The sequence below is a fragment of the Rhodococcus sp. BUPNP1 genome (assembly GCF_002215235.1).
Classification (GTDB): domain Bacteria; phylum Actinomycetota; class Actinomycetes; order Mycobacteriales; family Mycobacteriaceae; genus Rhodococcus.
This window is the reverse complement of the sequence record NZ_NERM01000025.1, coordinates 33,552-56,269: the sequence shown is the minus strand read 5'-3', so window position 1 is coordinate 56,269 and position 22,718 is coordinate 33,552. Positions and strand designations below refer to the sequence as shown.

Genomic DNA, 22,718 nt, shown 5'->3' with positions numbered 1-22,718 from the left:
CGGATCAGGGGAGCATCCAGGACAACACCGGCGTGGACTGCAGGTAGACCAGCACACAGAGGATGACGAGCATCGCGACGCTGTAGCCGATCACCTTGCGCAACAACACCGATTCGCTGCCCGGCTGATCGACGGCGGTGGCGGCGATGGTGAGGTTCTGCGGGCTGATCAGCTTGCCGACCACACCACCGGAGGTGTTCGCCGCGACCAGCAGGGTCGGGTCGATGCCGGCGGTCTGCCCGGCGGCCTGCTGCAGGCGGGCGAACAGGGCGTTGGCGGATGTGTCCGAGCCGGTGACGGCGGTGCCGAGCCAGCCGAGGATCGGGGAGAACAGGGCGAAGATCGCGCCGGTGCCGGCGAGCCACGTGCCGATCGCGACGGTCTGGCCGGACTGGTTCATCACGTAGCTCAGGCCCAGGACGGTGGCCACCGTGGCGATGGCGAGCTTCATCCGCACGACGGTGGTGCCGAAGGTGGCCGCGGCCCTACGGACGGTCAGCGGGAACATACCGCCGCTGTCCCACCGTGCGTAGACGAGGGTGACGATCGCGCCGCTGAGCAGCAGCAGTGTTCCCGGCGACGACAGCCACGAGAAGGTGTAGACCGCGCTGCTCGACGCGGCGCCGTTGCCTGTGAGCAGATTGCCGTACAGGCCGGGCCACTCGATCTTGACGTCGGTGGCGGCGAGACGCTCCGGCAGATCGACACCGACGGTCCACAGCTTCGCAATGCCGAACACGGTGATGACCAGCAGGTACGGGAACAGGGCCATGACGACGCGCGAGGTGGTCAGCGACTCGTCGGCGACGGGACGCTGCGGAGCACGAGCGGCTCCGGGTCCCTCCGTGCCGGCCTGGACCGCGATGGTATCGGTGCGGGTGCGCGAGAGCTGGTCCTCGGGGGTCCGCGGCTTCCAGACCTGCAGCATCAGCACGGCCGCGGTGAGACCGGCGAGCGAGGCGACGACATCGGTGAGTTCGTACGAGAAGTGGCTCGAGCACCAGAACTGGGCGAGCGCGAAGGTCGTGCCGGTGACCAGTGCGATCGGCCAGGCCTGCCGGACACCGCGACGACCGTCGACGAGGAAGAGCAGCAACAACGGCACGAAGAGAGCCAGGATCGGTGTCTGACGGCCGACGACGGCGGCGATCTCGGTGGCGGGGATGTCGGTCAGGGCGCCGGCGGTGGTGATCGGGATGGCCATGGCGCCGAAGGCGACCGGTGCGGTGTTGGCGATCAGGACCGTGACCGCGGCCCGCAGGGCGGGCATGCCGAGGGTGACGAGCATGGCGCCGGTGATCGCGACGGGCGCGCCGAATCCGGCGAGTGCTTCGAGCATGCCGCCGAAGCAGAAGGCGATGAGCATCGCCTGGATCCGCATGTCGCCGTGACCGATCGAGTTGAAGATGCGCCGCAGATCCTCGAACCGGCCGCTGACGACGGTGAGTTCGTAGAACCAGATCGCAGTGATCACGATCCACATCACCGGGAAGAGCCCGAAGGTGATGCCCTGCAGAGCGGACAGGCCGGCCAGTGGCGCGGGCATGTCGAAGCCGATGATCGCGACGACGAGCGCGACGACGAGGGCGCCGAGTCCGGAATACCAGGCCTTGAGTTTGAAGCCGGCGAGCAGGACGAAGAAGGTCAGCAGCGGCGCAAGGCCCACGAGAGCCGATGCGGTGAGGCTGCCTGCGATGGCGTCAGTGGCGGGTGTGAATGTCACCGCCGATATCCGGGTTGCCACACGAAACTCCTGTGGTTGCGCCGCTGTTGGCGGCGGATCTGATTTCGACCGATGTGGTCAGACCACGTGAAAGTACACCATGGTCCGCGTCACAGTCGACCCGTGACGGAATTTGCGGTCACTGTCCGAAAATGTGCGGCGGATCTCCGGAACGTGTGGTTCAATGTGGTCAGACCACACCCCCGATGCGGAGATCTCCATGCGAATCGCCCTGTTCGCGACGTGCCTCGGCGACACGATGTTCCCGAAGGCCGTTTCGGCCACCGCCCTGCTCCTCACCCGGCTCGGGCACGACGTCGTCTTCCCCGAACGCCAGACCTGCTGCGGCCAGATGCACGTCAACACCGGCTACCAACCCGACGCGCTGCCGCTCGTCGAGAACTACGTCGACGCCTTCGACGACAGCAGCATCGACGCCGTCGTCGCCCCTTCCGGATCGTGCGTCGGATCCGTCCGTCACCAGCACGAAATCGTCGCCTCCCGTTACGGTTCCGCGTCGTTGTGCGGGCGGGTCGACACCGTCAAGGCCAAGACGTACGAGTTGTCCGAATTCCTCGTCGACGTCCTCGGAGTCACCGACGTCGGCGCCTATTTCCCGCACCGGGTGACCTATCACCCCACCTGCCACTCGTTGCGGATGCTGCGGGTGGGGGAGAAGCCGCTCCAGCTGTTGCGTGCCGTACGCGAGATCGACCTCGTCGAACTGCCCGAGGCCGACTCGTGCTGCGGTTTCGGCGGCACCTTCGCGATCAAGAACGCCGAGACCTCCACCGCGATGCTCGCCGACAAGCTGAGCAATGTCGCCGCCACCGGCGCCGAATACTGCAGCGCCGGCGACTCGTCGTGCCTGATGCACATCGGCGGTGGCCTCACGCGCCTGCGCACCGGTACCCGCACCATCCACCTCGCCGAGATCCTCGCCTCCGTGGAACCGGCCGTCGCCCCCAAGGGAGTGCCCGCGTGACCGCACTCGGTATGCCCGTCGTCCCGCCACGAGGATCCGGAAATCTGCGCGGTATCAAGGCATTTCCCGACGCCGCGCACCAGGAACTCGCGAACCCCCAGTTGCGGCGCAACATCGGCAAGGCCACCCACACCATCCGCGCCAAGCGACTGAACGTCACCGGGGAACTGCCCGACTGGGAACAACTGCGCGACGCCGGCGCCGCCATCAAGACCGACGTGCTCAACCGCCTCCCGGACCTGCTCACCCAGCTCGAGGAGGCGGTGACCGCGCGGGGCGGCGTGGTGCACTGGGCGGCCGACGCCGCCGAGGCCAACGCCATCGTCACCGAGCTGATCCGGAAGACGGGATCCGACGAGGTCATCAAGGTCAAATCGATGGCCACCCAGGAGATCGGGCTCAACGAGCACCTCGAGGAACAGGGGATCGCGGCCTACGAGACCGACCTCGCCGAGCTCATCGTCCAACTCGGCCACGACAAGCCCTCGCACATCCTCGTGCCCGCCATCCACCGCAATCGCGCCGAGATCCGCGAGATCTTCCTGCGTGAGATGCCGGACGTCGACCCCGACCTCGACGACAACCCCCGCCATCTCGCCGCCGCGGCACGAAAGTTCCTGCGACACAAGTTCATGACGGTGCCGGTCGCGGTATCGGGTGCGAACTTCGGCATCGCCGAGACCGGCACCCTCGCCGTCGTCGAATCCGAGGGCAACGGCCGCATGTGCCTGACGCTGCCGCAGACACTCATCACCGTCATGGGCATCGAGAAGCTGTTGCCCACCTTCCGCGACCTCGAGGTGTTCCTGCAGCTGCTGCCGCGCTCGTCCACAGGCGAGCGCATGAACCCCTACACCTCGATGTGGACCGGTGTCACCCCCGGTGACGGCCCGCAGGAATTCCACCTGGTGTTGCTGGACAACGGCCGCACCGCCGCGCTCGCCGACGAGATCGGACGCGGAGCGCTGCACTGCATCCGGTGTTCGGCGTGCCTGAACGTGTGCCCGGTCTACGAGCGCACCGGGGGCCACGCCTACGGCTCGACCTATCCGGGCCCGATCGGCGCCGTCCTCAGCCCGCAATTGGCCGGGATGGACGAACCCGACGACCCCAACGCCAGCCTGCCGTTCGCGTCGAGCCTGTGTGGTGCCTGCTACGACGCCTGCCCCGTCAAGATCGACATCCCCTCACTGCTGGTGGAACTACGCCACCAGAAGGTCGAACACGCCCGCTTCGGACCCGAGGCCGCGGCGATGAAGGCCGCATCGCTGGCGATGTCGTCCTCGCGACGCTGGACGGCCGCGCAGAAGGCCGCCGGTCTCGGCCGCGTCCTCGCCGGCAAGAAGGGGAAGATCACCAATCTGCCCGGTCCGCTCGCCGGCTGGACCGACGCCCGCGACATGCCGGCCCCGCCGAAACAGACCTTCCGGCAATGGTGGGCCTCCGACGAAGGACGTGCCGCACTCGCGAAGGCACGCGAGGAAGGACAGCAGCGATGAGCAGCCGCGACGCGATTCTCGGCCGGATCCGTTCGGCGCAGACTCTGGCACCGCCGACACCGGTCGAGGTACCGCGCGACTACCGTCTCGGACGCACCCTGCCGGACGCCGAGCGGCGTGAGCTGCTGGTCGACCGGCTGGTCGACTACAAGGCCCACGTGCACGAGAGCACACCGGAGGATCTGCCCGTCGTGCTGGCGAAGATCCTCACGGATCGCGGGGTGCGCCGCGTCGGGATCCCGGAGGGCCTGGATCGCTCGTGGTTGGCGGAGTTCGGTGGCGAGGTGGTAATCGACTCCATCGACCGGCCCGCAGCCGACCTCGGTGATCTCGACGGGGTCGTCACCGGCTCGGCCGTCACCTGCGCGGAGACAGGCACGATCTTCCTCGACGGCAGCCCCGACCAGGGGCGACGCGCGCTCACGCTCGTCCCCGACCTGCACGTGTGCGTGGTGGCGATGAGCGATGTCGAGGTGGGAGTGCCCGAAGCGCTGGCCCGGCTCGTCCCGGAACGGGCTATCACCATGATCAGTGGACCGTCCGCGACGTCGGACATCGAACTCGAACGCGTCGAGGGCGTGCACGGCCCCCGCACTCTGGAGGTGGTGATGATCGGATGACCGTGCTGACCGAGCGTGTCCGGCCACGACTCGGATGGCAACAGCATGCCAACTGCCGGACCTCCGACGAGTACTTCTTCTTCGCCCCGGAGGGCGAGCCACCGAGCATCCGCAGGCGGCGCGAGGTCGTCGCGAAACGCATCTGCGCGAACTGCCCGGTGCTGGCCGAGTGCCGCACCCACGCGATACTCAGCGGCGAACCGCACGGAGTGTGGGGTGGATTGTCGGAACACGAACGGCTGCAACGTCCGAAGCGCTGATCGCGTCCCGCGGGCCGCTCACGGAATCGAATGGGCGAACTCCTCGATCAGCGCCGCCACCCGGGCGGGATGACCGAGCTGCGGTACATGCCCCGCGGCCAGCACTTCCAGGCGCGCGTGCGGTACGAGTGCCGCGACGGCCTGCGCGTCCTTCACCGGGACCACAGGATCGTGATCACCCCAGATCATCAGCGTGGGAACTCGTAGTTGCCACTGTCCGGCCCGGCCGGTCGTCCTCGAGTTCCGGCTCCACCAGCGGTGCGACCGCAGGTACTGGCTGGTCGTGCAGCGCGGCGCGCCACCGTACGGATACCTCACCGATCCGCTGCTGGACCCGGCTCGCTACGTGTATCTCGAGTCGTCGATCCCGGCACTGCTGGCGCTCGCCCACGGTCGGAGTGATTGGTCTCGTGCTGTCCGGGACGGATCTGTCACGGCCGCAGGTCATCCCGCACTGATGTCGCGTGTGGGGGAGTGGTTCCGCCCCGTCGCGGAGCGGTCGCACCCGCGGTGACCGGATGCGATTTCGGTGTTCCTGACATCGCTCAGCGCGGTCGGGAACACCGAAATCGAGAACGGCTACGCACCAGTGACGCGACCCGCCCGGTCGAAATGGGGTAGTCGTCTACGCAGGCGCCGGTATCGGCCGATTCCCATACTGATCCCGCGGGGTCCTCCCGCATCTCTTGTCACCCTTCGGATCAGAGGAAACCATCATGATGACGGACGATGTCGACGGCCCCGTCGAAGCCGAGACCACGGGCCGGCAGATCATCACTTTCACCGAGGACAGCACGCACGAGGAACGGGTGGCCGCACTCGAATCGATCAGCGGCGTGACCTCGATCGCGTCCAGCGACGAGACGGGACCGGAAGCGGTACCCGCCGACGAACTCGAATCCGCCGACGCGACCATCTTCGAACGACTCGGGGTGGCTGTCGCCGCGGTCGACGGGTCGCAGGTCGAATCGCTCGAGGAGGTCGCACGGCAGGATCCGGCGATCGTGGCCGTGGAACCCGAACATGTCGTCCATACCCTGGCGGCACCGCTCGCCATGGAGACACATCTGGCGGACGGCCGCAGGCACACCTGGGGTCTGCAGGCCACCCGTGCGCTCGCGTCGCAGTTCGACGGCTCCGGTGTTCGAGTGGCCGTGCTCGACACCGGATTCGACCTGAACCATCCCGACTTCGCGGGCCGGACGATCATCAGCAAGTCGTTCATCGCAGGCCAGGCGGTCCAGGACGGGAACGGACACGGCACCCACTGTGTCGGCACGTCCTGTGGACCGAGGAATCTACCGAACGCGCGGGGTTACGGCGTCGCGCCGAAGGCGGCGATCTTCGTCGGGAAGGTGCTGAGCAATCAGGGCAGTGGGTCCGACTCCACGATCCTTGCCGGGATCGAGTGGGCGTTGGCCAACGGGTGCCAGGTCGTCTCGATGTCGCTGGGCGCCAACGTTCCTCAGCCGGTGATGGCCTACGAGGCCGTCGGACAGCGCGCACTGGCCGCCGGGACACTGATCATCGCGGCCGCGGGGAACAACGCGCGTCGGCCCGCGGACCCCGGATTCGTCGGAAGTCCCGCGAACTCGCCGTCGATCATGGCGGTCGCGGCGCTGGCGTCCGACCTGAGGATGGCGGCGTTCTCGGCCAGGGCCACCGTGGTCCCGGGCGGCGCGATCGACATCGCCGCACCCGGTGTCGATGTGTACTCGTCGTGGCCGATGCCGGACCGCTACAACACGATCAGCGGCACGTCCATGGCCACGCCGCACGTGGCCGGATTGGCGGCGCTCATCGTGCAGAGCACAGCGAAGACCGGGAAGGAACTCTGGAAGACGCTGGTCGACGGGGCCGAGGTGCTGCCGTTGCCGCAGACCGATGCGGGCGCGGGGTTGGCCACCGCACCGTGAGTCGGTACCCGATGCGCAAGGCCTCCGTCGTCCTGGCGGTGTTGTCGGTCGTAGTCCTGGTGTCGGTGACGGCCTGCTCGCACGCCACGAATCCGCAACGAGGGGGCACCTCGGAGGACGGGGAGACATCGATGGTGGAAACACCCCGAGAGCACCTGGTCGTCCTTGCCTCCGAGCAGGCCGAGGCGGCCCTTGCCGGCATCGAGGCAGCGGCCCCGGTGACCCAGTTGCTCCGGCCACGGCTGCTTCTCGTCCTCGCGGATCCCGATGCGAGGGACAACATTCGAAGAATCCCCGGCGTCCTCGGTGTCTACGGCACCGCCCCCGACAGCGAACCACTCGGTCTGTCGCCCGAGGAGCAGTTGTTCGTGGACGCCTGGGCCGCCCGACGCGCGCCGAAGACGCGCCCCGGAGAGGGCTCGAACTGGGACACTCCCGGATTCGAACCGCCGGATATCCCCGGCCGGTGACCCACACCGGACCGGTTTGCACACCATTCTCGACATCAGGAGCATGACATGACCGGCGACCTGAACATCACGGAACGCGTCGTACGTGCAGACGACGTACGCGCAGCCGATCCGAGCGACGAGGCACAGGAACGAACGATCCACCGCTACGGGCGGATCGCCATCCTTGCCGCTCCGGGGGAGTCCGCGGAGGAATCCGTCTCGGAGATCGGAGACATGCGGGACCTCGTCGACGACCCCACCGAGGTCGAGACACTGGGCCTCGCGGCGCAACGGCTGCGCCGATCCGCCGACTACCGTCGTGCGAAGGAGAACCGACCCCGCGCCGGTCAAGAGTGGGACATGGGGGACTGCACGTCGGTCGTGCCCGTCCCGCCCCAGGTGGCAGAGCGCGACAGTCAGCAGGAAGCGGGACCGACGAGTTCCTATCTCGAGGGGTCGGTGGCGGTCGGCATCGTCATCGTTCAGGGACCGACTGCGGCATTGAGCTTCTCCGAGGCCGAGGTGGTGAAGGTGGTCGCCGAGGTCCAGAACGGTCTGGGCTGGCTCGCCACCGCAAACCCCTTGGCGGGCATTTCGTTCTCGTACGACATCCAGAACGTGAACCTGAGTGTGCAGGCGGATCCGTCCGCCGCCGACCTCGAGGCGCACTGGCGTGATCCGGCGATGGGCGCGCTGGGATACAACGCCGACTGGAACGGCGTGGGCGCCTACGTCGAGGACATCCGCAGCCGTTACGGAACCCGCTGGACGTACTGCGCCTTCTTCACGAAGTATCCACTCGGTCACTTCGCGTACGCGGGTGCGCCACGGGTCGTCATGGACTACAACAACGACGGCTGGGGCCCGGACAACATCGACCGGGTGTTCGCGCACGAGACCGGGCACATCTTCGGATGTCCGGACGAGTACGCGGACAGCGGGTGCACGTGCGGCGGTGCCTTCGGACGATACGGACTCGCCAACGGCAACTGCGAGAACTGCGCGGCCGAAGGGGGCGTCCCGTGCCTGATGAAGGGCAACACGTTCACCGTCTGCGGCTTCACTCCCGGGCACCTCGGATGGGCGCCGCAGCTCGCCGTCAACAATTTCGGGTACAACGCCGGATCGTGGCGTACCGATCGGCATCCGCGGTTCCTCGCCGACACCACGGGCAACCGCCGCGCCGACATCGTCGGATTCGGTGATGCCGGTGTCTACGTGTCGCGCTCCCAGCCCAACGGACGCTTCGAGACACCACGCCTCGTCGTCAAGGACTTCGCCTACCAGGCCGGTGGGTGGCGGGTGGAGCGGCATCCGCGGTTCCTGGCGGATACGACCGGGGACGGCCGGGCGGACATCGTCGGGTTCGGTGATGCCGGGGTGTATGTCTCGCGGGCTCAGGCGGACGGGTCGTTCGGTCCGGTGACGAGGGTGGTCGCCGATTTCGGCTACGTTGCCGGTGGGTGGCGGGTGGAGCGGCATCCGCGGTTCCTGGCGGATACGACCGGGGACCGTCGGGCCGATATCGTCGGGTTCGGTGATGCCGGGGTGTATGTCTCGCGGGCTCAGGCCGATGGGTCGTTCGGTCCGGTGACGAGGGTGGTCGCCGATTTCGGCTACGTTGCCGGTGGGTGGCGGGTCGATCGGCATCCGCGGTTCCTGGCCGACACCACGGGTGACGGCCGGGCGGACATCGTCGGATTCGGTGATGCCGGGGTGTACGTGTCTCGGGCGCAGGCGGACGGGACGTTCGGTCCGGTCACGCGCGTCGTCGACGACTTCGGGTACAACGCGGGTGGTTGGCGCGTGGAGCGGCATCTACGGTTCCTCGCGGACATCACCGGGGACGGCCGGGCCGACATCGTCGGATTCGGCGAGGCGGGTGTGTATGTCTCCCTGGCGCGAGCCGATGGGACGTACGGGCCGGTCACGCGCGTCGTCGACAACTTCGCTTACAGCGCCGGAGGATGGCGGATCGATCGGCACCCGCGGTTCCTGGCGGACACAACCGGTGACGGCCGGGCGGACATCGTCGGGTTCGGCAATGCCGGCGTCTACGTGTCGCGGGCACTCGGCAACGGCGGGTTCGACGCGCCCGGATTGATCGTCACCAACTTCGGTTACGACGCCGGTGGGTGGCGGGTCGACCAGCATCCGCGGTTCCTGGCGGACACCACCGGCGACGGTCGCGCCGACATCATCGGGTTCGGCAGCGCCGGTGTGTGGTTGCACAGATCGTGACCGTACTCGAGCGAGGGGTTCCGGCCGGTGCGTGGCATCGGCCGGAACCCCTCATCTCAGGTTCATGGTTGCCCCGATTCGAACGTGAGGATCTCGTCGTCGACGGAGAGCACCGTGTGCACATGGGGATTCGGGTCCGCCTCGGGAAGGACGGTGCGGACACGACCGTCGCCCAGATCCTGCCACTGTCCGACACGCGCGCGACCACGATCGTCGGGACCGCCGTCGTATTCGACGTAGGTGCCGTCCTGCCGGAACTCGAATCCGGGTCGTCCGCGCGAGCGAGGAAACGGAAACCCGCGAGGGCGGTAGACCCTCGCGGTGTCGGTGTCCTCCTCGTAGGAATGGAACCAGGTACCGATGATCGAAGACGGGTCGCTCACAGTGCGTCCTGACGGGTCCGTGGGGTGGTCAACCGGCATGGTCCAGGATTCCGCCGATGCGGTCGAGAAGCGACCGGAGCGACGCGATCTGACGTCGCAACTCGTCCACCTCGCCGGCGAGCGACGCACGTGCTGCGGAGTCGGCTCGTGTCTCATCGTTGCCGGACGGCCCGAGTGCGACCGATTCCGTCCGGGCCGGTTCCAGCGCCCCGAGCAGGAACGACGCCCGCGGTCCTTCCAGGCACGCTCGCATGCGGAGCGCCTGCCCGGCGGTGAACATGAACATCGCCTCGTCGTCGGTGTAGTCCATGTAGTTCATGAACATGTCGCCGTGTGGACCGTTGTTGCAGGTCACCCGCGGATATCGCGGCTTGCCGAAGTTGTGGCCCGCCTGGTTCGGGGTGTCGTCGACGAAGTCGGTGCCCGAGCAGCCGTCGCCGTCGTCGCCCCAGATGTGGCGCAGGCTCAGCCAGTGGCCGATCTCGTGTGTCGCGGTGCGACCGAGATGGAAGGGAGGTCGCGCTGTGCCGGTGGTCCCGAAGCACGAGTGGGCGATGACGACACCGTCGGTTGCTGCCGGTCCGCCGGGGAACTGGGCGTAGCCGAGGATCTGCCGACCGATCGAGTCGCGGAGGTCGTCGCACAGCCAGATGTTGAGGTAGTCGTCGCTCGGCCAGGGGTCGGCGCCGCCCGTGTCGGACGACTTGATGTCGTCCTCGTCCGCCGTGAAGAACTCTTTCGTCGTCGGGGTCCTGGTGATCCCGTCGGTCGGTGCGCCGTCCGGATCGACGGTCGCGAGCCGGAATTCGACCCGGATGTCGGCGACGAGGTCCTTCCAGATCTCCGGCACCTTTGTACGGTCGGGGTTGGTGGCGCGGAAGTCCCGGTTGAGGGCGTCGATCTGGCTCCGGATCTGGTCTTCACCGATGTTCTGGGACGGCGACGCGGGATCGTGCACGACGTGAACGACGACCGGAACGGTCACGACACCTGTCGGGGCCGGTGCGCGCCGTCCTGTCCGGTAGGCGAACACCCGGTTCTCGAACATCTCGCAGCGCTGCTTGTAGCTGGGGCTCTGCAACAGCAATTTGTGGTGCACAGCCATCGTTCCGCAGACCTCGCGGGTCGACGGGGAGTCCAGGTCGGCCATGACGGATCCTTTCCTGCGCCGAAAAGTGCTTCGAACGAAGCTTCACGCTCGGGTGCTGCGGAATCATGCGTAGCGGACTACTCGAAACTCCTCCTTTCGGACGCGCCCATCACGTGCGCGTCGTCGAATCGACCTCCACCGCCGGCCGCGGGAGCGCACGGCTGTCGACGAGTTCCTGGCCGGTCAGCACGCCCGGCAGACCGCGGCCGCTGTGGGTGAACAGGGCCGTCACCACCGCGACACCTGCGAAGATCGTGACCAGGATGCTCCAATCCTCGGGAAGAAGATCGAGCAGACCGTATCCGCCGATGCCGGCGAGGAACCGCAGGAGCCGCGAGACCGCCCCGGGCATCGACCCACCCGCGTACCGGAGCCGCACGACGTGGTCACCGGGAGACCGGCCCGTGGTGAGGATGACGAGCAACCACACCGCGAGGGTGACGCTGCCGCCGATGATCGACGACACGGGGCCTTCGACGGCAGTCACGCGATCGTCGGCGAGATAGATCAGGTAGGCCCGCACCGCGACCGCCACGGTGAAGGTCGTCAACATGTAGCCGAGCCAGTCGCACAGCATCGCGAGCAATCGGCGTGGGACGGTGACCGGGCGCGGTGCTCCCGGGGCGACATCAGCGGATGGATCCGACAATCCGCGCGGAACCGCACGTGCCAACAGTGAACCCAGCGCCGCGCCGACCGTGTTGGTGAGCAGATCGTCGACGTCGAACACCCGATACGCGCAGTCGTACGCACCCCACATGCCGGTCAGTTGGGTGAGTTCGACGAACAGCGACGTCGCGAACCCGGCCGCGATCGCCACGAGGATTCCGCGGCCCCCGAGCGCGCGGACGAAGAATCCGAGCGGAACGAACAGCAGCACGTTCAGCGCCAGTTGCAGGACCGCCGTGTCGCGGAGGAATGCGGTGGGACTGCCGGTGTTCGACCACGCACCCCGCAGGTCGTCGACGAGGGCGAGCGGATCGGTGTTGGTCCCGGCGCACACCAGCATCTGCGGGTCGGGGAGTGGCAGCAGGGTGTACGCCCACAGCGCCCAGAAGTAGACGAGAGCCGCGACGAACAGTGCCAGCCGTCCGAGTGAGAGGCGGCCGCGGCGTCGATAGCTCACCGCGACGAACGGCACGAACAGCACCGCACCGACGAGTAGGCCGGCGAAGATTGCGATGACTCCGAGTTCGACGCGACTGTCCACGAGGGGAGTCTGCCACCCGGACGCGCCGATTCCGGGGACGCTCGAACGTGCCGATGTCGAGCGACCCGACCTGCTTGTCCGTCCGCTATTCCACGCCGTATATTCGGCGCCGACTATTCGAAGCGAACCAGTCGCAGAATCGCAACGCCTCCCGACGATCGAAGGAAATCGAGACCGGTGTCCGATCAGCCCCGCATCCCCGTCCTGACGCCTATGGCGGTCGCGGTACTCGGGCTGCTCGAGGAACGGCCGATGCATCCCTACGAGATGCACCAGCTTCTGCTCAGGCGCCGCGAGGACAACCTGATCAAGCTCCGGCCGAGCTCGCTGTACCACACCGTTTCCCGCCTCGCGGAAAGCGGACTGATCCGGCAGGAAGGCACCGAACGCGCAGGCAACAGGCCCGAGCGCACCACCTACAGCATCACCGCGGCCGGCGCCGCGGCCGTGCGGGCCCGCCTCGCCGAGGTCATCCGTCGCCCGGTGCGGGAGTATCCGATCTTTCCCCTCGGCCTCGCCGAATCGCACAACCTTCCGGCTGACGAGGTCGTCGCCCTCCTCGGCGAACGCATCGACCGGCTCGAGGAAGAGCTCGTCGAATTCGACGCGATCCGCACGTGGGCCGCGGACAACGGCGTGCCGCGTCGCTACTGGGTGGCCGTCGACTTCCTCCGGGACAGGACCGCCCACGAAGCGGACTGGTTGCGCGGACTGATCGAGGAGATCCGCGACGGCTCCCTGGTGTGGCAGAGCTTCGACGCCGCGGATCGACAAATTCCGGACCCGCCCCACGATCTCGGCCGCGACTGGGGTGCGGCGCTGACGGACGAGACTCTTGCCGAACTGCGGAGGAGCGGTGCGGGAAGTAGTGCTCCCGGGCGGCCGTAGTCCATCGACCGAACCGGGACACCTTGACCCAATAGATCGCCGGTCGTGCTCGACCGGTACGAACAGGAACGAAATCGATGAAAACCGAACGTAATCCGTGGTGGGGCCTGTCGGCCCTGGTGGTCGGGTTCTTCATGATCCTGCTGGATCTGACCATCGTCGCGGTGGCAAACCCGGCGATCATGGCCGACCTGCAGGCCGACATCAATCAGGTCGTCTGGGTGACCAGCGCCTATCTGCTCACCTATGCGGTGCCTCTGCTGTTCACCGGTCGTCTCGGCGACCGGTTCGGACCCAAGCACGTCTATCTCGCGGGCCTGGTGGTGTTCACCGCGGCATCGCTGTGGTGCGCGACCTCCGGCACCATCGAGATGCTCATCGCCGCCCGCGCCGTCCAGGGACTCGGCGCGGCGCTGATGACGCCGCAGACGATGGCGATCATCACCCGCACCTTCGCGCCCGACAAGCGCGGCGCGGCCATGGGTCTGTGGGGCGCGGTCGCCGGTCTGGCCTCGCTGCTCGGGCCCCTCGTCGGCGGTGTGCTGGTCGACTGGCAGGGCTGGAACTGGATCTTCTACATCAACGTCCCGGTCGGCATCATCGCCTTCGTGCTGGCGGCATGGCTGGTGCCCAGCCTCGAGACCCAACCGCACAAGTTCGACGTCGTCGGCGTGATCCTCAGCGGCGTCGGACTGTTCCTGCTGGTCTTCGGAATCCAGGAAGGTTCCAGCCGCGACTGGGACGTCTGGACCTGGACGATGATCGTCGCGGGTATCGCGGTGATGGTGCTGTTCGTGTTCAACCAGGCGCGCAACAAGGGCGAACCGTTGGTGCCCCTGGCCCTGTTCCGCGACCGGAACTTCTCGATGTCGAACATCGCGATCTCGTCGATGGGCGCAGCCATGACGGCCCTGATGGTTCCGGCCTACTTCTATCTCGAGACGGTCCGCGGATTCTCACCCACGAAAGCCGCCCTGATCTTCGCCCCGATGGCGATCGTCACCGGTCTCACCGCACCGCTCATCGGCAAGTTCTCCGACCGGATGCCGCCCCGGGTGCTGCCTACCGTCGGCTTCACGCTCTTCTCCGCGACGATCTTCGGGTTCGCGGTGCTCATGACGCCGGACAGCCCCATCGTGCTGTTCCTGCTCATCGCCGGTATCGCCGGCCTGTCCAATTCGTGCATCTGGGCGCCGCTGGCCTCCACCGCAACGCACAACCTGCCGATCCACCAGGCGGGCGCCGGTGCCGGCATCTACAACACCACCCGCCAGGTCGGTTCGGTGCTGGGCAGCGCCGCGATCGGTGCTCTGATCTCGTCGCGGATGGCCGCCCAAGGATTGGGTGAGGTGCAGGCCGGTGAGGGCGGCGGAGCCGCGATGGGAGCCGGTCTCCCGGAGCAGATCGCCGAGAAGTTCAGCACCGCGCTGAGCCAGTCGATGCTCCTGCCCGCCTCGGTTCTGATCATCGGGATCGTGGCGTCGGCGATGTTCGTCGGCCACGCCTCGTCGCAGCGGAAGGCGCAGGCCGGCACTTCGGCCGACCGCGCAGAGGTCACCGGCTGAGTCGGGTTCGTATGTAGTGGCCCGGTCGCCGCGAACGGAAGAACGCTCCCACCGAGCAGGACTCGGTGGGAGCGTTCTCGTTCGCTCGGGAGTGTGGTCAGCCGTAGTGGCAGACGTAGCTGACGGCTTCGGTGACCTCGATGTCGAACGACGAGTCGCCGGGCACCGAGAAGGAGTCGCCTGCGCCGTAGGAGGTCCAGTCCTCGCTGCCGGCGAGCCGGACGCGGCACGCGCCGCTGTGCAGCTCCATGACCTCGGGATCAGCGGTGCCGAAGTTCAGGGTCGCGGGCAGGATCACGCCGGCCGACTTGCGGGTTCCATCTGCCAGATGGAAGTTGTGGCTGACGCACTTACCGTCGAAGTAGACGTTGGCACGCGGGTCGAGCGTCACGTTGGCGTAGGTCGAAGTCGGCTCACTCATGAGCTGGAGCGTAGCGAGGCGGGTGCAGGTCGCCGGTCGCCGGGGTCGGTGGGCGCCCGTCCGTCGCGAGGTGTATCTCGGACGACCTTCACCGAGTCGACGATGTCGAGGTCCTCGAGTTGGTCTCGGTGCAGGAGGAACTGGTGCGGATCGGAGCCGAGCTCGCCGACCGCTACACCCGCTGACCGCAGATGGCGTTCGACGGGAGGCTCACAATGCACAAGTGAGGCTCACAACCCGGAGGGTCGACCACCAGGGTTGTGAGCCTCGCTTTTCGGTTGTGTGCCTTCTGCGGGATGCGATTTCCGGCGCGTCCTCGCGGCGCGAGCGACACGTGCGCGATTGCCGCACACGTCACTGCACCAGTGCTGACGTGCGTTGAGTCGGGTGAAGTACAGCACGCACCGTGGTGCCTCGCACTTGCACAGCAAGGTTGCCGCGTGACCGGTTACCGCTGTGATTGCGGATACGGCGATCTCGGCGATCAATTCCTCGAACAGGTCGTGGGAGTCCGTGGTCCAGCGGACGTGGAGGCGATCGTCACCGACAACGATGCCGGGAGTGATGCGTGTGCGATCGAGCACCGAGCGCAGGTGGGCCGCTGCCTGGGCCGGATCGCCGTCGAGCGTCTCGCGGTAGACGGAGCCGAGCGTGTCGCGGAGTTGCTGGAGTTGCTGGAGCTGGTCCTCGGTCGGTGTGAAGGGTGATCGAGGGAAACTGATCTCTTCATTGAGTGTCTGCATCCACGCGTGGGCCCGGTCGGGTGAGTCGAACAGGTCGGTGACGCCGCGACCGTCGTAGTAGCGGCTGCTCAGGAAATTGGTGGACGGTGGTTCGAGCGGCCGGACCAGGACGCCGTTCTCGATGTACTGCGTCCGCATGGTCGGTCCTCTCCCGATCGGGTTCTGCGTGCATTCGTGCTTGCGATGTACTTCAATCTACCTCTAGAGTCCGGGCTAATGCATTAACCATTAGTTAGGATTCGGACGTTCTCCCAGCAGGCCCCAGTCGCCGATTCGTCGCCGTCCATGTCGTCCCCTCCCGTCCTCGACGCAGCTCGTCGCCCCTGGTGGAGCTCCTCCGCGTCGCCACGACCGGCCCTGCGCACGGTCGCACTCGCACTGATTGCTGCGGCCCTCGGGCTTCTGGGGCTCGCCGCGCTGACCGAGGTGACAGGAAGTCCATTCCTCATCCCCTCGATGGCGGCCAGCATGGCCCTGGTCGTGGGGGCGCCGAAACTTCCGTTGTCCCAACCTCGCAACGTGGTCGGCGGCCAAATCATCTCTGCCGCAGTCGGCGCTTCGGTCGGACTGCTGGGCCAATCGTTGTGGCTCGGCGCGCTCGCCGGCGCCCTGGCTCTGGCTGCGATGATGCTCGCTCGTGTGCCACATTCCCCGGCCGCGGCGACTGCGGTCATCGGGACCACCGCGACAACCGTCCCCGGCTGGGAGTTCATCCTCCTTGCAGGATCCGCTGCCTCGGTGCTCGTACTCGTCGGCCTTGTTGTCAACCGCCTGAACGGCACTCCCGAGTACCCGCTGTACATCTGGTAGACGGACGGTGCCGGGGTCAACCCAGGGACGGGTCGATCAACACTTTGGCTTGGTCCTGGGGAGTGCGCAGGGCCTCGAATATGGAGGGCACATCGTGTAGAGCGACAGTTCCGGTGACCATCGCTGCTGCGTCGACTTTGCCGTCGGCGAGCAGATGCAAGGTATCGCGGAACTCCAGAGGCGTGTAGGCGAAGACGAATCGTAGATCGATCTCCTTGCCGGTGGCCAACATCGGCCGGAACCGGTCGGTGTTCATGCACACCCCGGCCACTACGACACGGGAATGGAACGGTGCCGATGTCAGGACCGAGTGGAGCATGCCCGGGTTGCCGACGCATTCGAAAATGACCGGACGCTTCGGTGTGGTCGTGCCGAGCTTCTCAGCGATGCGGTAGAGCGGCACCCATCCGGGTAGACGCCGTAACTTCTCCATGGAAGTCATACCCAGCTCGTAGAGTTCGGTACCTGACGTCACTCCAGGTGCTGCCGCATACGGCGAGTCTTGCGTGGGGTCGACGACGAGGGTCGCGCCGCATCGTCGGGCGAGTTCTCGGCGGCCGGGAGACGGGTCGCTAGCGACGATCGTTTCCACCCCTCGCGCCTTCAGGTGGCACACGATCGCTAGACCTACCGGACCGCAACCGACCACGATGGCGGTATCACGACGCGAAATGTCGCTGCGCCGTACGGCGTGGAGCGCGACAGCCATGGGCTCGGTCAGTGCCGCGATGTCGGGACTCAGACCATTGGGTACCACGAAACTAAGTGCAGCCTCTGCCAATACCTGTTCTGCGTAGGCTCCTGGCGCTGCCGGGGACAGACCTGTCATGTGCACACCGTTGCGGTCCCGCAGCAGCGGAAACGATACGACCCTGGAGCCCGGTTTGAACCGTCCACTTACGCCGCGGCCACGCTCAGCCACCTCACCGCAGAACTCATGCCCGAAGACGAACGGCATGTCGCTGCCGGCAGCATGTTTGACACCGAGTGCAGACATCGCCTCTGTCAGCTCGTCGATGTGGTCTCTTGCGTGCAGATCCGATCCACAGATGCCGCAACGCACAACGTAGAGGAGCAATTGTCCTCGGTTGGGTCCGGGGGTAGGGATGTCGACGACCGACAGCGTCGCGCGATGGCAACTGACGGCCTTCATCGGTGCAACCTGGACTGTGCGATGGTTCCACGATGCGGCATGAGGACGGTGGTCCGGAATGCATCCAGGCGACCTCTGCGTGGTGCAAAGGCGTCCGATACTTCGGCGGGCTCCAGGGCACGTGCGAGAAGTTTCCCTCCCTCGACCGCCACATCCATCACCTACCTGATGTGCAGCATGATTCCGAAGTATCAAATGAGATGAAGTAGCTGTCAATGGTGACTCTGCGCTGCATCGTCCCTACGGCGACGAGAGAGGAGGGACGGCGCAGGGGCTGTGCATCGATCAGTCGGCGGCGCGCTTGCGTGGCCGGCCACGCCGCGCCGTCTTCTTGACCGGGGCTCTCCGCCGCGGCTCGGTTTGCTGCGGCTCGCCTTCGTCCTCGTCCTCATCCGGGTCCTGATCCGAACCTTCGGCGGTGTCCGCTTCTTCGTCCGGTTCGTCGTCTTCCTCCTCGTCGTCCGCTTCGACTTGTGGACTGTCGGATGGGGCGTCGCGCCAACTGAATTCGACCTCGATCTCGACCTGGTCGCCGTCCACCTCGATTTCGAGTTCCCATTCGAGTCGGTCGGCGACGACGAGCGAAATGGTGTCACCGCCCGAGTCCAGTTCCACTTCGGATCCCGTCGCCAAGGCGCGGCCGAGCGCGATCAATCGCTCGGACGCCTGCTTTCGGGAAAGTTCGGCCTTCTGCTTGATCTCCAGCTTCGGCACGGCAACTCCTGACCTCGGTGAAGTATGCATCCACGGTATCCGCCGCGGGGTAGGCAGGAGTCGTGAACGAGGAGTCGTGACGATTTCGAGGTTCGTCGTCCTGGCAAGTTACGTGCGCGCGACCGATCGCGGCGAAAAGTACCTCCGGGCGGGATTAGACTTGCGGTGCCGCAGGCCTGCCGATGATGTCGGGCCCGGTGCCTTGCCGGTGCCGGTTCGTGTGGCGATGGTTCTGTTCGTGTTGCGACGGTCGACGGTGCGGTCGGTGGTTCTTCTGTCAGGAGTTGTCATGGCCCGTTCCGTTCGAGATGAAGAAGGCCGTTCATCGGCCGATGAGGTGACGCTGCACGACCTCGAGATGGTGGTGCAGGCACTGACCGGCCGAGGTGCGGACGCAGATGCCGTCGAGTTCGGGAGCAGTCGAGGAGCCGCAGAGCCGGCCGGACAATCCGACGTGCCGGATGGAAGGCGTCGTCGCCGCACACAGCGGTGATTCCACTCTTGGCCCGGCGGGTTATGAACATGGGCCGCGCCAAACAGTCATGAGTGCTTGCTCCGAGAGCAGCGACATGTGACGCTGACCACATGGTGGAGTTGCGCGAGCTTCTCGACGGTCTCTCTCCGCTCGTTCTTCAGCGGGCACGCAAACCGGTCCAGGAGCGGATCGCGTGAACCGCGTCGTGCGAATCGGCAACTGCTCCGGTTTCTACGGCGACCGTCTGTCGGCGATGCGCGAGATGCTCGAAGGCGGCGAACTCGACTATGTGACCGGCGACTACCTCGCCGAACTGACGATGCTCATCCTCGGCCGCGACCGTCTGAAGAATCCGGAGCTCGGTTACGCCAAGACGTTCCTGCGGCAGGCCGAGGACTGCATGGGTCTCGCCCTCGACAAGGGGGTGCAGATCGTCGCGAACGCCGGAGGTCTCAACCCTGCGGGTCTGGCCTCGGCGCTGCGCACGGTTGCGGATCGGCTCGGTCTGTCACCACGCATCGCCCACGTCGAAGGCGACGATCTCCTCGCTCGCATCGACGAGTTCGGTTTCGACGCCGACCCGCGCCCGCTGACCGCCAACGCGTATCTCGGTGCATGGGGCATCGCGCGGTGCCTCGATGCCGGAGCCGATATCGTCGTGACCGGGCGCGTCACCGACGCATCGGTGATCGTCGGTCCCGCCGCCGCCCACTTCGGTTGGGCACCCGAAGACTTCGACGCACTCGCGGGTGCTGTTGTCGCCGGTCACATCATCGAATGCGGTACCCAGGCCACCGGCGGAAACTATGCGTTCTTCACCGAACTCGATGACCTCGTCCGCCCCGGATTCCCCATCGCTGAGATCGAGGCCGATGGCGCGGCGACGATCACGAAGCACCCGGGCACGGGAGGAGCCGTCACCGTCGGCACGGTCACCGCACAACTGCTGTACGAGGTGACGGGCGGACGCTACGCGAACCCCGACGTCACCGCGCGCATCGACACTGTCACGCTGAGCCGGGAAGCACCCGATCGTGTCCGCATCACCGGGGTGAAGGGCGAGCCGCCCCCACCGACCCTGAAGGTGTGTCTCAACGCGCTCGCCGGGTTCTACAACGAGGTCGTCTTCGTCCTGACCGGACTCGACATCGACGCGAAGGCCCAGTTGGTGCGATCTCAGATGGAATCGGACCTGCCGAGACGGCCTGCCGAACTCGAATGGACTCTCGCCCGCACCGACCGTGCCGATGCCGACACCGAGGAAACCGCGAGCGCTCTGCTGCGCTGCACTGCGCGCGATCCTGACCCCGACGTCGTCGGACGCGCATTCACCTCCACGGCCGTCGAGTTCGCCCTTGCCAGCTATCCCGGGTTCTTCGTCACCGCTCCGCCCGGTCCGGGCACCGCCTACGGTGTCTACACGGCCGAGTACGTCGAAGCGACGCGCGTGCCGCACGTCGCGGTAATGCCCGACGGCGCCCGCGTCGACATCCCGGCCGCGGCGACCACCCGGGCGCTCGAACCGTTGCCGGACCCGAGTGTGCCCGCGCCGCTGTCGCCCGGACATACTCGTCGCGTTCCGCTCGGCACGATCGCCGGTGCCCGCAGCGGCGACAAGGGCGGTGACGCCAACATCGGGGTGTGGGTCCGATCCGACGTCGAATGGCAATGGCTTGCAAACACTCTCACCGTCGACACGCTGAAGGGTCTGCTCCCCGAGATCGAACCCTTGTCCGTCACGCGTCATCTGCTCCCGAACCTGCGAGCCGTGAACTTCGTGATCGAGGGAATTCTCGGTCGCGGCGTCGCCTCCCGTGCCCGCTTCGACCCCCAGGCCAAGGGCCTCGGTGAATGGTTGCGCGCGAGATACATCGATATCCCCACCGTCCTGCTGGAGAAGCACACGTGAGCACCTTGATCTCGACCCTCGATCCCGGCTCCACCGAGTACGGCGCAGCCGCCGAGACGATGCGTGCTCGCCTGGCCGAACTCGACACAGAACACGGCGGGGCCCTCGCCGGCGGGGGAGAAAAGTACGTCCGGCGACACCACGACCGAGGCAAGTTGCTTGCGCGGGAGAGGATCGAACTGCTCCTCGACCCCGACTCGCCGTTCCTCGAGCTCTCACCGCTCGCGGCCTGGGGCACCGAGTTTCCCGTCGGCGGCAGCGTCGTCACGGGCATCGGCGTGGTCGAAGGCGTCGAATGTGTCATCGTGGCCACCGACCCCACCGTGCGCGGGGGAACCAGTAATCCGTGGACGCTTCGCAAGACATTGCGCGCCGACGACATCGCGCTGCAGAACCGGATGCCGCTGATCTCCCTCGTCGAATCCGGTGGCGCGGATCTTCCGACGCAGAAGGAAGTGTTCATTCCCGGTGGCCGGCTCTTCCGCGATCTGACCCGGTTGTCGGTGGCAGGCATCCCCACGATCGCAGTGGTCTTCGGCAATTCGACCGCCGGCGGCGCATACATCCCCGGCATGTCCGACCACGTCGTGATGATCGAGAAGCGGTCGAAGGTGTTCCTCGCCGGCCCGCCGCTGGTGAAGATGGCCACCGGTGAGGAATCCGACGACGAGTCACTCGGCGGCGCCGAGATGCACGCGCGTATCTCGGGTCTGGCCGACCACTTCGCGGTCGACGAACAGGACGCGGTGCGCATCGGTCGCAGCATCATGCGACGCCTCAACCACCGCAAGGCCGGCCCGGCACCCCGGACGGACGTACGCGAACCGCGGTACGACGCCGAGGAGCTGCTCGGGATCGTCCCCGAGGATCTTCGGCAACCCTTCGATCCGCGTGAGGTCATCGCCCGCGTCGTCGACGATTCCGACTTCGACGAGTTCAAACCGCTCTACGGGTCGTCGCTGGTGACCGGGTGGGCACAGGTGCACGGCTATCCGATCGGGATTCTCGCCAATGCGCGCGGCGTGCTGTTCAACGAGGAGTCCCAGAAGGCGGCGCAGTTCATCCAACTCGCGAACCGTGCCGATACGCCGCTGTTGTTCCTGCACAACACCACCGGGTACATGGTGGGTCGGGAATACGAGGAACGCGGCATGATCAAGCACGGGGCGATGATGATCAACGCGGTCGCCAACTCGACGGTGCCGCACATCTCCATCCTGATCGGCGCGTCCTACGGCGCCGGTCACTACGGCATGTGCGGACGTGCCTTCGATCCGCGGTTCCTGTTCGCGTGGCCCAGCGCCAAATCTGCGGTCATGGGCGGTGCCCAACTGGCCGGGGTCATCTCTCTCGTGGGCCGCGCAGCGGCGCAGGCGCGCGGCCAGGCCTTCGACGAAGCCGCCGACGAGGCGATGCGCGCGGCCGTCGAGAACCAGATCGAAGCCGAATCACTGCCGATGTTCCTGTCCGGTCGTCTCTACGACGACGGCATCATCGACCCCCGCGATACCCGCACCGTGCTGGGACTGTGCTTGTCGGCTGTTGCCACCGCCCCGATCAGAGGTGCCGAATCCTTCGGCGTCTTCCGGATGTGAGGTTCC

At 66.7% G+C, this 22,718-nt stretch carries 22 protein-coding genes; 13 read left to right on the top strand and 9 right to left on the bottom strand.

Translation table 11 applies throughout. The features are described from left to right. Positions 1-4: 4 nt before the first annotated feature. Positions 5-1,744: an L-lactate permease gene (locus tag B9C99_RS20845; RefSeq protein ID WP_088899203.1), complete on the bottom strand. Its 1,740-nt coding sequence runs from the start codon at positions 1,742-1,744 to the stop codon at positions 5-7. Positions 1,745-1,943: 199 nt separating this feature from the next. Between B9C99_RS20845 and B9C99_RS20840 the strand changes: the two genes are divergently transcribed. Genes B9C99_RS20840 through B9C99_RS20825 form a run of 4 tightly spaced genes read left to right on the top strand, consistent with a single transcriptional unit; the run spans position 1,944 to position 5,087 of the window. After that, on the top strand, positions 1,944-2,708 hold the full coding sequence (locus tag B9C99_RS20840; RefSeq protein ID WP_026060979.1) for a (Fe-S)-binding protein: 765 nt from the start codon (positions 1,944-1,946) through the stop codon (positions 2,706-2,708). Next, positions 2,705-4,207, top strand: coding sequence for a LutB/LldF family L-lactate oxidation iron-sulfur protein (locus tag B9C99_RS20835; protein ID WP_088899202.1), 1,503 nt, complete (start codon positions 2,705-2,707; stop codon positions 4,205-4,207). Before B9C99_RS20840 ends, B9C99_RS20835 begins: the two co-directional genes overlap by 4 nt. Further along, positions 4,204-4,827 carry an LUD domain-containing protein gene (locus B9C99_RS20830; RefSeq protein WP_088899201.1) on the top strand — a complete coding sequence of 208 codons (624 nt, stop codon included), beginning with the start codon at positions 4,204-4,206 and terminating at the stop codon, positions 4,825-4,827. The genes B9C99_RS20835 and B9C99_RS20830 overlap by 4 nt, the downstream gene beginning before the upstream one ends. Beyond that, a complete protein-coding gene (locus B9C99_RS20825; protein WP_016691381.1) occupies positions 4,824-5,087 on the top strand; it encodes a WhiB family transcriptional regulator in 264 nt (87 codons plus the stop codon). The genes B9C99_RS20830 and B9C99_RS20825 overlap by 4 nt, the downstream gene beginning before the upstream one ends. A gap of 18 nt (positions 5,088-5,105) precedes the next feature. Here B9C99_RS20825 and B9C99_RS25670 read toward each other — a convergent pair whose 3' ends face one another. After that, on the bottom strand, positions 5,106-5,405 hold the full coding sequence (locus tag B9C99_RS25670; protein ID WP_143543580.1) for an alpha/beta fold hydrolase: 300 nt from the start codon (positions 5,403-5,405) through the stop codon (positions 5,106-5,108). Positions 5,406-5,803: 398 nt separating this feature from the next. On the opposite strand from B9C99_RS25670, the gene B9C99_RS20815 reads away from it, so the two are divergent. Genes B9C99_RS20815 through B9C99_RS26035 form a run of 3 tightly spaced genes read left to right on the top strand, consistent with a single transcriptional unit; the run spans position 5,804 to position 9,696 of the window. Continuing rightward, a complete protein-coding gene (locus B9C99_RS20815) occupies positions 5,804-7,003 on the top strand; it encodes a S8 family serine peptidase (protein WP_088899199.1) in 1,200 nt (399 codons plus the stop codon). A gap of 11 nt (positions 7,004-7,014) precedes the next feature. After that, entirely contained in the window at positions 7,015-7,473 is a 459-nt protein-coding gene (locus tag B9C99_RS20810; RefSeq protein WP_143543579.1) for a hypothetical protein, read from the top strand. A 48-nt stretch (positions 7,474-7,521) separates the two neighbouring features. Further along, a complete protein-coding gene (locus tag B9C99_RS26035; RefSeq protein WP_216359315.1) occupies positions 7,522-9,696 on the top strand; it encodes a VCBS repeat-containing protein in 2,175 nt (724 codons plus the stop codon). 62 nt (positions 9,697-9,758) lie between these two features. Here B9C99_RS26035 and B9C99_RS20800 read toward each other — a convergent pair whose 3' ends face one another. The 3 genes from B9C99_RS20800 to B9C99_RS20790 all read right to left on the bottom strand — a co-directional run bounded on the left by B9C99_RS20800 (position 9,759) and on the right by B9C99_RS20790 (position 12,439). Further along, positions 9,759-10,079 (bottom strand): hypothetical protein, encoded by a 321-nt coding sequence (locus B9C99_RS20800; RefSeq protein ID WP_088899197.1) that lies wholly within the window; start codon positions 10,077-10,079, stop codon positions 9,759-9,761. A 28-nt stretch (positions 10,080-10,107) separates the two neighbouring features. Next, positions 10,108-11,229 carry a zinc metalloprotease gene (locus B9C99_RS20795; protein WP_216359314.1) on the bottom strand — a complete coding sequence of 374 codons (1,122 nt, stop codon included), beginning with the start codon at positions 11,227-11,229 and terminating at the stop codon, positions 10,108-10,110. A gap of 109 nt (positions 11,230-11,338) precedes the next feature. After that, entirely contained in the window at positions 11,339-12,439 is a 1,101-nt protein-coding gene (locus B9C99_RS20790; RefSeq protein WP_253250153.1) for a VanZ family protein, read from the bottom strand. 177 nt (positions 12,440-12,616) lie between these two features. Between B9C99_RS20790 and B9C99_RS20785 the strand changes: the two genes are divergently transcribed. Both B9C99_RS20785 and B9C99_RS20780 read left to right on the top strand, forming a co-directional pair. Then, positions 12,617-13,327, top strand: coding sequence for a PadR family transcriptional regulator (locus tag B9C99_RS20785; RefSeq protein ID WP_088899195.1), 711 nt, complete (start codon positions 12,617-12,619; stop codon positions 13,325-13,327). Between the two features lie 77 nt (positions 13,328-13,404). Further along, a complete protein-coding gene (locus tag B9C99_RS20780; RefSeq protein WP_088899194.1) occupies positions 13,405-14,892 on the top strand; it encodes a DHA2 family efflux MFS transporter permease subunit in 1,488 nt (495 codons plus the stop codon). A gap of 97 nt (positions 14,893-14,989) precedes the next feature. Here B9C99_RS20780 and B9C99_RS20775 read toward each other — a convergent pair whose 3' ends face one another. Both B9C99_RS20775 and B9C99_RS20770 read right to left on the bottom strand, forming a co-directional pair. Beyond that, a complete protein-coding gene (locus tag B9C99_RS20775) occupies positions 14,990-15,313 on the bottom strand; it encodes a pyrimidine/purine nucleoside phosphorylase (RefSeq protein ID WP_019289422.1) in 324 nt (107 codons plus the stop codon). Between the two features lie 230 nt (positions 15,314-15,543). Next, positions 15,544-16,194 carry an ABATE domain-containing protein gene (locus tag B9C99_RS20770; protein WP_088899193.1) on the bottom strand — a complete coding sequence of 217 codons (651 nt, stop codon included), beginning with the start codon at positions 16,192-16,194 and terminating at the stop codon, positions 15,544-15,546. A gap of 147 nt (positions 16,195-16,341) precedes the next feature. On the opposite strand from B9C99_RS20770, the gene B9C99_RS20765 reads away from it, so the two are divergent. Further along, positions 16,342-16,866, top strand: coding sequence for an HPP family protein (locus B9C99_RS20765; protein ID WP_088899192.1), 525 nt, complete (start codon positions 16,342-16,344; stop codon positions 16,864-16,866). A 16-nt stretch (positions 16,867-16,882) separates the two neighbouring features. Here B9C99_RS20765 and B9C99_RS20760 read toward each other — a convergent pair whose 3' ends face one another. Next, entirely contained in the window at positions 16,883-18,019 is a 1,137-nt protein-coding gene (locus B9C99_RS20760) for a zinc-binding dehydrogenase (RefSeq protein ID WP_088899191.1), read from the bottom strand. A gap of 285 nt (positions 18,020-18,304) precedes the next feature. Next, positions 18,305-18,733: an amphi-Trp domain-containing protein gene (locus B9C99_RS20755; RefSeq protein ID WP_088899190.1), complete on the bottom strand. Its 429-nt coding sequence runs from the start codon at positions 18,731-18,733 to the stop codon at positions 18,305-18,307. 76 nt (positions 18,734-18,809) lie between these two features. On the opposite strand from B9C99_RS20755, the gene B9C99_RS25665 reads away from it, so the two are divergent. The 3 genes from B9C99_RS25665 (at position 18,810) to B9C99_RS20745 (ending at position 22,712) form a co-directional block, all read left to right on the top strand. After that, the gene (locus tag B9C99_RS25665; protein WP_143543578.1) at positions 18,810-19,226 is read left to right on the top strand and encodes a hypothetical protein; all 417 of its coding nucleotides are present in this window, start codon (positions 18,810-18,812) and stop codon (positions 19,224-19,226) included. A gap of 175 nt (positions 19,227-19,401) precedes the next feature. Then, a complete protein-coding gene (locus B9C99_RS20750) occupies positions 19,402-21,117 on the top strand; it encodes an acyclic terpene utilization AtuA family protein (protein ID WP_088899189.1) in 1,716 nt (571 codons plus the stop codon). After that, positions 21,114-22,712 carry an acyl-CoA carboxylase subunit beta gene (locus tag B9C99_RS20745; RefSeq protein WP_088899188.1) on the top strand — a complete coding sequence of 533 codons (1,599 nt, stop codon included), beginning with the start codon at positions 21,114-21,116 and terminating at the stop codon, positions 22,710-22,712. Before B9C99_RS20750 ends, B9C99_RS20745 begins: the two co-directional genes overlap by 4 nt. Positions 22,713-22,718 lie beyond the last annotated feature (6 nt).

Coding starts and splice junctions, on each gene's coding strand:
- B9C99_RS20840 (WP_026060979.1), top strand. CDS start 1,944: ATGCGAATCGCCCTGTTCGCGACGTGCCTCGGCGACACGATGTTCCCG.
- B9C99_RS20830 (WP_088899201.1), top strand. CDS start 4,204: ATGAGCAGCCGCGACGCGATTCTCGGCCGGATCCGTTCGGCGCAGACT.
- B9C99_RS20825 (WP_016691381.1), top strand. CDS start 4,824: ATGACCGTGCTGACCGAGCGTGTCCGGCCACGACTCGGATGGCAACAG.
- B9C99_RS20815 (WP_088899199.1), top strand. CDS start 5,804: ATGATGACGGACGATGTCGACGGCCCCGTCGAAGCCGAGACCACGGGC.
- B9C99_RS20810 (WP_143543579.1), top strand. CDS start 7,015: ATGCGCAAGGCCTCCGTCGTCCTGGCGGTGTTGTCGGTCGTAGTCCTG.
- B9C99_RS26035 (WP_216359315.1), top strand. CDS start 7,522: ATGACCGGCGACCTGAACATCACGGAACGCGTCGTACGTGCAGACGAC.
- B9C99_RS20795 (WP_216359314.1), bottom strand. CDS start 11,229: ATGGCCGACCTGGACTCCCCGTCGACCCGCGAGGTCTGCGGAACGATG.
- B9C99_RS20780 (WP_088899194.1), top strand. CDS start 13,405: ATGAAAACCGAACGTAATCCGTGGTGGGGCCTGTCGGCCCTGGTGGTC.
- B9C99_RS20775 (WP_019289422.1), bottom strand. CDS start 15,313: ATGAGTGAGCCGACTTCGACCTACGCCAACGTGACGCTCGACCCGCGT.
- B9C99_RS20770 (WP_088899193.1), bottom strand. CDS start 16,194: ATGCGGACGCAGTACATCGAGAACGGCGTCCTGGTCCGGCCGCTCGAA.
- B9C99_RS20765 (WP_088899192.1), top strand. CDS start 16,342: ATGTCGTCCCCTCCCGTCCTCGACGCAGCTCGTCGCCCCTGGTGGAGC.
- B9C99_RS20760 (WP_088899191.1), bottom strand. CDS start 18,019: ATGAAGGCCGTCAGTTGCCATCGCGCGACGCTGTCGGTCGTCGACATC.